Annotated in this window: 6 protein-coding genes; all 6 read left to right on the top strand. The window is 62.4% G+C overall.

Translation table 11 applies throughout. The features are described from left to right. On the top strand, positions 1–1219 hold a 1219-nt coding region (locus JNK99_RS06660), incomplete at its 5' end, for a GspE/PulE family protein (RefSeq protein WP_291850449.1). 183 nt (positions 1220–1402) lie between these two features. Beyond that, positions 1403–3127 carry an ATP-binding protein gene (locus JNK99_RS06655; protein ID WP_291850446.1) on the top strand — a complete coding sequence of 575 codons (1725 nt, stop codon included), beginning with the start codon at positions 1403–1405 and terminating at the stop codon, positions 3125–3127. Then, entirely contained in the window at positions 3124–4776 is a 1653-nt protein-coding gene (locus JNK99_RS06650) for an ATP-binding protein (protein ID WP_291850443.1), read from the top strand. The genes JNK99_RS06655 and JNK99_RS06650 overlap by 4 nt, the downstream gene beginning before the upstream one ends. Next, the gene (locus tag JNK99_RS06645) at positions 4773–5306 is read left to right on the top strand and encodes a response regulator (protein ID WP_291850438.1); all 534 of its coding nucleotides are present in this window, start codon (positions 4773–4775) and stop codon (positions 5304–5306) included. The genes JNK99_RS06650 and JNK99_RS06645 overlap by 4 nt, the downstream gene beginning before the upstream one ends. Beyond that, positions 5303–6619, top strand: coding sequence for a diguanylate cyclase (locus JNK99_RS06640; RefSeq protein ID WP_291850435.1), 1317 nt, complete (start codon positions 5303–5305; stop codon positions 6617–6619). Before JNK99_RS06645 ends, JNK99_RS06640 begins: the two co-directional genes overlap by 4 nt. A gap of 33 nt (positions 6620–6652) precedes the next feature. Further along, positions 6653–8896: sensor domain-containing diguanylate cyclase (locus tag JNK99_RS06635; RefSeq protein WP_291850431.1), on the top strand; the 2244-nt coding region annotated here is incomplete at its 3' end.

Here is an 8896-nt window from a genome sequence, read left to right as displayed (position 1 = left end):
ACTTGGTCGTACCAATCGCCAGTTCGACGCCAATGACCAGCACATCGTCAACATCGTCGACTGGTTATGGCAATACGCCTTCGAACAGCGGGCGAGCGACATCCATATCGAGCCACGGCGTGAGGTCGGGATCGTCCGCTTTCGGATCGACGGTGTTCTGCATCAGGTGTACCAGATTCCGATGAGTGTCCTGGCGGCGATGATCAACCGCGTCAAGATTCTCGGTCGTATGGACGTGGTCGAGAAGCGCCGACCGCAGGATGGCCGGATCAAGACACGGACGGTTGATGGTCAGGAAGCGGAGCTGCGTCTGTCGACCCTGCCGACCGCCTTCGGCGAGAAACTGGTGATGCGCATTTTTGATCCCGAGGTACTCGTTCGCGGCTTTTCGGAACTCGGTTTCACTGAGGAGGACCAGGCGCGCTGGAAGGCGATGGCGGAAAGGCCGAACGGCATCATCCTGGTCACCGGACCCACCGGGTCGGGAAAAACGACGACACTGTATTCGACGCTCAAACAGCTGGCCACACCGGCGGTCAACGTGTGCACGATCGAAGATCCGATCGAAATGGTCGAGCCGGCGTTCAACCAGATGCAGGTGCAAAACGTCATCGATCTCGGCTTCGCGCAGGGGGTTCGCGCGCTGATGCGCCAGGACCCCGACATCATCATGATAGGTGAGATCCGTGACCTGGAGACGGCGGAGGTGGCGATTCAGGCTGCCCTGACCGGTCACCTGGTGTTGTCGACCCTGCATACCAACGACGCACCCTCGGCGATCACCCGCATGCTCGATCTCGGTGTTCCATCGTATCTGCTCGGCGCAACGGTGCTCGGGGTGATGGCGCAGCGTCTGGTGCGCATCCTCTGCCCGCAATGCAAGCAGGTGCACCCGGCGAGCCCGGTCGAGGAGACGATGTGGGATCAACTGGTGGCACCCTGGAAGTCGAACCGCCCGGCGCGCTTCTACCGGCCGGTGGGTTGTCTCGATTGCCGGATGACCGGCTACCTCGGGCGTGTCGGACTCTACGAGATTCTGATGTTGTCGCCGGACATCAAGCTGGCGATCGGCGAGAACAAGGATATCGCGAAGATTCGCGACCTTGCTTTCCGCGAAGGCATGAAACCCCTGCGCATCTCGGGGGCAATGAAGATCGCTGCCGGCGTGACGACCCTGGCGGAAGTGTTCAAGGTGGCGCCACCCATCGAGCAGGGCTGACCAGACGTCCCGTGTGCAGAGTGCGGCCCAGCAAACCGGCGCCGAAGACCGATCGACTCTAAAGTTGGAGCGTATTCGTGCCGTATCTGGCCGATGTGGACCGCCAACCGGTTGCGGCAGACTGGGTTGCCGGAGCGGTCGATCGGTTGATTGGGCCATGTTGCCGGAGAGGAGAAGACCCGGTTGAGCGAGAAAGCGTCGTTGTCCGTCGGCTCGCAGGATGGGCGTCCGGGTGCGGGTAGCGGAACAACTGCCGCAGAGGTCGCAGCGAGCAGCCTTGTGGCCGCCGAGGCTGGGTCCCTGCTGGTCTCGCTTGAGGGGGACACGGTCGACCGTGAAGTCGCGCACGCCGGCAACTCGTGGAAGCTGCTGCTGGTGGACGATGAGGAAGATGTCCACGCCGTGCTCCACCTTGCTCTGCAGGACGTATTGATCGAAGGTCGTCGCTTGCTGCTGCTCGATGCGCGTTCGTCGGAGGAGGCGAAGGCCATGCTGGCGGCCAATTCCGACATTGCCCTGATCCTGCTCGACGTGGTGATGGAGTCGGATCGGGCTGGTCTGGATTTGGTGCGCTACATTCGTGGCGAGCTGGCCAATCGTAGCGTACAGATCGTTCTGGTCACCGGACAACCGGGCTACGCTCCGCAACGGGATGTGATCAGCGACTATGAGATCGATGGCTATCGGCTGAAATCGGAACTGAGCGCGAACCAGATCTTCGTCCAGGTCTGCTCGGCCATTCGCACCTACCGCCTGCGGCGGGAACAGGAGAGCCTGCAGCAGGACCTCGAGCTCAAGGTGCAGCAACTCGACGAGGCGGTACAGGCGCTGCGCGAGAGCGAGGCAAACCTGATCCGGGCGCAGTCCGTGGCCCATGTCGGGAGTTGGAACTACGACCTGGTCAGCGACCAGATGCACCTGTCCGCCGAAACCTGCAGCATCTTTGGTCTGCCGGAAGGCACTGTCGGGAGTTGCCGGACGTATCTGGCACGCGTTTGTGCCGAAGACCGCGCTGCTCTGGAGCAGGCCTGGCGGGTCTTCATCGAACGCGGCGGCTCTTTCGAACATGAGCATCGCGTCATGGTCGGCAACACGGTGCGCCATGTGCGCCACCGGGCCGACCTGACCAGGGGAGCGGACGGCAAGGCACTGCGCAGCCTGGGAACGACCCAGGATGTCACCGAGCGCAAGCAGGCAGAAGAGGAACTGCGGCGCTCCAACGCCGAGCTGGAGCAGTTCAGCTACGCCATTTCCCACGACCTTCGCCAGCCGTTGCGAATGATCGCCAGCTACCTGCAACTGATCGGCATCAGTCTTGCCGATCAACTTGACGCCGAGCAGCGCAGCTACTTCAGCTTTGCCATCGACGGCGCCAAGCGACTCGACCGAATGCTGGTCGCTCTGCTCGAGTACTCGCGGGTTGGTCGCCTGGGCGAACCACCAGCCTGGCTCGAAAGCCGGGCGATCGTCGATGAAGCCTTGCTCTTCCTGCAGCCGGCGATTGCCGAGGCAGAAGCCGGGATCAGCATTCGCGGCAAGTGGCCACGAGTTTTCGTCCGCCCTGACGAGATGCTGCGCCTGTTGCAGAACCTGATCAGCAACGCTGTGAAGTTTCGCGTCGCGGGCCGCACTCCGCAGATCACCGTTGCCAGCCAGGTGCTCGCTGGCGAGTGGTTGCTGGTCGTCACCGACAACGGCGTCGGCATACAGGTGGGACAGGTTGATCGGCTGTTTCAGGTTTTCCAGCGTTTGCAGAGCCGTAGCGCTTTCGAGGGAAGCGGTGTCGGTCTGGCACTTTGCCGCAAGATTGCTGGCCATCATGGTGGCAGGATCTGGGCCGAGTCGCCAGGCGAAGGTCAGGGCAGTCGCTTCTGCGTCTCGCTGCCGTTATGGCGGGGAGAGGCATGACGCGCCGCCTCTCTTCACCGACCTTCGAGCGGCGGGACGGGGCAGAAGCGACGCACACCAGTTGGCTGTGCCGGCCGTGGTACGTGGCACTGCTGGTTTTCCTGCTGACCGGGACGCTGGCGGCCGGACTGATCTGGCGTCAGGAGCAGTATCGCATGCGCGAAGCACGCAACCTGGCCACCAGCCTGGCTGCCGAGCGTACGCATGATATTCAGACCGGTGTCGACCGGGTGTTGTCAGCCACCTATGCCTTGGCGGCAATGGTACAGCAGGGCAAGGGAGTGGTCTCCAACTTCGAGGTTACGGCAAGTCGGCTGCTGCGCTACTTCCCGGGTGCTTCTGCGCTGCAGTTGGCGCCGGATGGCGTCGTCAGGCAGGTGGTTCCGCTTGTCGGCCACGAGAAGTCGATCGGGCATGACCTGATGCACGATCCGGCGCGTGGCAAGGAGGCGCAGCAGATCCGGGACAGCGGTCAGTTGATGCTGGCTGGTCCTTTCCAGTCGATCCAGGGTGACCAGGCGGCCGACGGCCGCCTGCCCGTGTTTCTGGAAGACAGCCAGGGTCAGCCAGCCTTCTGGGGGTTTGCCATCGTCCTGATCGCCTTGCCCGAAGTTCTGGCGTCGGCGGGGCTCGACGAACTGCCGGCGCGTGGCTATGCTTACGAACTTTGGCGCCACCACCCGGAGACTGGCGACAAGATGGTAATTGGCAGTTCGCCAACGGCAACCCCGTCAGACCCGGTCGACAAGGCGTTTGCGGTACCCAACGCGACCTGGACCTTGAGCGTCGCACCGCTTGGCGGCTGGACCGATACGCGAGACTTGTGGTGGCAATCGGCCGTCGGTCTGTTGTTCTGCGCACTTCTCGCCTGGCAGGCCGGTTGGCAGGCGAAACTGGTGGCGGCATCGAAAGCGCACGAGCGGACCCTCGAGCGGCGGGTGGCGCAACGCACGGCCGATCTGCAGCGCTTTGCGGAAGTCACTGCTCATCACCTGCAGGAGCCTGCGCGCCGCGTCGCCAGCTACGCCGGCCGCCTGCGCAGCCAGCTTGCCGGACGCATCGAGGACGCCGAAGTGCAGGTGTCGCTGGACTTCATCAGCCAGCAGGCTGCTCGCCTGCAGGAACTCCTGCGGGATGCCGAGCTCTATCTGTCGGCTGATCAGCCACGCGGCAAGATCGAGTCCTGCGCGGTCGAGCCGATCCTGACCGACGTCCTGGGCCGGCTTGCCGAGCCGATTGCCGAGGCAGGGGCCCGAGTCAGCATCGGCGCGCTGCCGTCGGCGCTGATCGACCAGCCTCGGTTTAACGACCTGTTTCGAGTGGCGATCGAGAACGCCCTACGGCACGCGCGTTCTGGAAAACCGATGCGCATCGAAATCGGCGGCCAGTGCTGCGCCGGCTGGGTGCGCTACCACGTCAGTGACAACGGTCCCGGTGTCGAAGCCGAGTATCGCCGACGCGTCTTTCGCGTCTTCGAGCGCTTGTCGTCGAGCGGTGAAGGAACCGGGGTTGGTCTGGCCATTCTTCGGCGCATCGTCGAAAGCGCTGGCGGCCAGGCGTGGATCGAAGAGGCGCGCGGCGGTGGTTGTCGCCTGGTGCTGCAACTGCCGGCGGGCGACCAGCCGTCGGCCGAGGTCGGACGATCATGAGCCAGCGCACCCGCCATGATGAGAGCAGTGAGCCGGCAGGCATGAACACGGCGACGTCTGGCTTGCTGATCTTGTTGGCGGAAGACGAACCGGCCGATGCGCACCTGCTGTGCGTGGCTTTGCACGAGAACCGCATTGAGGCCGAGGTGCAGCATGTCTTCGATGGTCGCGAAGCGCTCGAGTATCTGCGCCGCCAGGGGGGGCGTTTTGCCGAAGCGCAGCGGCCCGATCTGATCCTGCTTGATCTGAACATGCCACGCATGGATGGTCGCGAGTTTCTTGCTGCGCTCCAGGACGACGTTTCACTGCGGGAAATTCCGGTCGTCGTCCTGAGTACTTCGGAAGTCGAGCGCGACGTACTTGCTGCCCATCGGTTGGGTGCTGCCGGCTATATTGCGAAGTCGCCCGACGTCGGCGTTTTCATTGAAGAGATCGGTCGGCTCGGAGACTACTGGTCCAGATTGGTGCGCTTGCCGCACAATGGCGAATGGGTCTTGCGGGAGCAGGACGGTTCGGAGACGAAGAGATGAGCAAGTCGGCACAGCAGATCTCGATTCTGGTGGTCGAAGACGACCCCGGCGACTTTGGGCTGATTCAGGCCAGCATCCGCCGCGCCGGTCTGCAGCGCCTGGGCGACAGGGCACCGCTCACCTGGGTAACGACACTCGGTGACGGGGTACGCATGGCGCTTGCGTCGAGGCCGGACGTCGTCCTGCTCGACCTTTCCCTGCCCGATTCGGCTGGCCTTGCCACGGTCCAGGAAGTGCGCGTGGCGGTGCCCGATGTACCGATCATCGTGCTTACCGGTGCGGACGATCATCAACTGGCCGAGGCCGCGCTTGAGGCCGGTGCTCAAGACTATCTGGTCAAGGGTCAGTTCGAGCATGATGCGCTCGGCAGGGCGATCCGTCATGCACTGGTCCGCCAGAAGCTCGAGTCGCGCCTGCGCCTGTTCGAAGCGGCACTGAATTCTGCAGCCAACGGCATCGTGATTACCGACGTGAACGCAAGCGTGGAATGGACCAATCCCGCATTTACCCGGATGACCGGGATCAGCCTGGCCGAGGCGCTTGGCCGCCGGCCGAACGAGATGCTCAACTCGGGAATGCAGAACCCGGAGTTCTATCAGCGGATGTGGGAGACGATTCTCGGTGGCCGGGTCTGGAGCGGAGAAATCGTCAACCGCCGCAAGGATGGCAGCCTCTATGACGAAGCTCTGACCATTTCGCCGGTCACCGACATGAGCGGCCGGATTCGGCATTTTGTCGCCATAAAACAGGATATCTCCGAGCGCAAGGCGACTGAAGAACGGGTGCAGCACCTCGCCCACCATGACCCCTTGACCGACTTGCCGAACCGGGCTTTGCTCAGCGATCGGTTGTTCCAGGCCTTGGCACAGGTGCGGCGGGATCGCGGAACACTGGCCCTGATGTTCCTCGATCTGGACCAGTTCAAGCCGGTCAACGACACTCTCGGACACGACATCGGTGATCTGTTGCTCAAGGAGGTGGCGCTACGCCTGAAGTCGTGCGTGCCTCGGGACTCGGATACCGTGGCAAGACTCGGCGGTGACGAGTTCGTCATCCTGCTGGCACAGATGGACAAGGCGATGGATGCCATGCTGGTGGCCGGAAAGGTCCTTGCTGCCCTCAAGCGACCGTTCGCCATCGGACCGCACACGATCGGAGTCTCGGCCAGTATCGGCATCGCCGTCTACCCGCAACATGGTGACGACGTTGCGCATCTGCTTAAAAATGCGGACACGGCGATGTACTACGCAAAGCAAGCCGGCCGCAACTGCTACCGGTTTTTCCGTACGGTTGCCGAGACCGCCGGTGCCTAGCCGGCAACCGATAGGGCGCAGAGGCGAGGAAAGATGAACCCGGAGCATCTGCACTCGACCAACCGGAAGGCTGGTGACGATCACCCGCTCTACTGGGCGCCCTCGCTCATCTTCCTGAAGTATGCCGGTTGGGCGATCCTAATTACTGCTGTCGGGGTTCTGCTGACCATCCTCATGCTGATTCCGGATCAGCCCGGGCGGGCGTTTGGTCCGTCAATCCTCATTGCAGTGGCGGCTGCCAGCCTCTGGCTGATGTCTGGTGGGCGGGTGCGCGCATCGCTTGCCGTGCTGATCTGGGGTACCTGGGTGACCGTGGTCGGGATTTCGGTCTTTTTCGGAGGTCTGCGCGGGCTGCTGGTGATCCTCTATCCTTTGCTGATCATGACCGGAGGCTGGTTGCTCGGAGCGGGCGTGGCGCGCCTCCTTGGCGGGTTGACGGTCGCGGTGATCCTGGGTTTCATGGCAGCCGACTGGCTGACCCTGTTGCCGCCGCATCCGCCAACTCCTGCGCTGATGTATGCCCTGGTTCAGCTTGCCGCAGTAGTCGTGGCGGTCCTGCTGATAATTTTCCTCAGTCGTTCCTATCTGCGCCGGATCGATGAAGTGGAGCAATTGGGAAGCGCTCTTGCGCAGCGCACGGCGGACTTGCAGGCCACCGCAGCCGATCTCAACCGTGCACAGGCGGTGGCTCATGTCGGCAGTTGGGTGTACGATCTGGTTGGTGGCAAGATCTGCATGTCGGACGAGGCCTGTCGGATTTTCGGACTCCCGGCTGGTTCGACCGGCAACCTCGCTGCCTTCACTGCGCTGGTTCATCCTGATGATCGTGCCAGCTTTCAGCAGGCCAGTGAAGCGGCGCTCAGGGGCGAGTCTTTCGAGCACGAGTTGCGGATAGTCACGGGCGGAGTGATACGCTGGATCGCGCAAAGGGCGGAGGTCGAGTTCGATGTTGATCGCCGGCCGCTGCGTATCTTGGGGACGACTCAGGATATCACACGGCGTAAGGAACTCGAAGCCTCCCTCAGGGAACAGAAAGAGTTCTTCCAGTTGATTTCCGAGAGCATTGGCGAGCATATCGCCGTGCTCGACCTGCAAGGACGCCGGGTTTACAACAGTTCCTCCTATCGACAGTTGTTCAGTGATGGGCGGGAACTGCAGGGGTCCGACTCTTTTGCCGATGTCCATCCGAATGACCGCGATCGGGTGCAGGAAGTCTTCCGGCAGACGGCGCAAACCGGAATTGGACAGCAGATCGAGTATCGCCTGCTGCGTCAGGATGGCGCGGTCCGTCACATGTCGTCGATTGGCCGCGCGATACGCGACCATGAGGGGCACGTGCTGCGCGTTGTCGTCGTATCGCACGATATTACTGACCGCAAGCAGGCCGAACAGTGGGAACGAATTGCCGCAGCCGCTTTTGAATCGCAGCAGGGCATGTTCATTACCGATGCCGCCGGAACCATCTTGCGGGTCAACCAGGCATTCACCGACATTACCGGCTATTCGGCCGAGGAGGCAGTTGGTCGCACGCCCAGGCTGCTCAGTTCAGGTCGTCACGACGCACTCTTCTATGCCGCGATGCGCGAGAGTATCGAACGCACGGGCGCCTGGCAGGGCGAAATCTGGAACCGCCGGAAGAACGAGGAAATCTATCCGGAGTGGCTGACCATCTCGGCGGTCAATGACAGTGAAGGCAGGGTTACTCATTACGTCTCGACGCTCACCGACATCACTCTGCGCAAGGCCACGCAGGAGGAGATCAAGCAACTCGCGTTCTACGATGTCCTGACCGGTTTGCCCAACCGGCGTCTGCTGCATGACCGCCTGCGCATTGCCATGGCGGCGAGTGCCCGCCGTGACCGGCGCGGTGCCTTGCTGTTCATCGACCTCGACAACTTCAAGACGCTCAACGACACGCTGGGTCATGAGAAGGGTGATCTGTTGCTGCAGCAGGTCGCCAAGCGGCTAACCGACTGCGTGCGGGAACGCGATACCGTTGCCCGCCTCGGCGGCGACGAGTTCGTGGTCATGCTCGAGGATCTGGGTGCACAGTCTGATGAAGCCGCCAGCCAGAGCCGCATCGTTGGTGAAAAGATCCTGAGTGTTCTCAATCGGGTTTATGATCTGGGCGGCCAGCAATATCACAATACCCCGAGTGTCGGCATCACGCTGTTTGGCGGCCAGCAGAACGATATCGACGAACTGTTGAAAAGGGCGGACCTGGCGATGTACGAGGCCAAGGCCACCGGACGCAATACCATGCGTTTCTTCGATCCC

This window comes from Accumulibacter sp. (genome assembly GCF_016789985.1).
Lineage (GTDB): Bacteria > Pseudomonadota > Gammaproteobacteria > Burkholderiales > Rhodocyclaceae > Accumulibacter.
The sequence above is the reverse complement of the archived record's forward strand: the minus strand, read 5'-3'. Positions and strand labels throughout refer to the sequence as shown.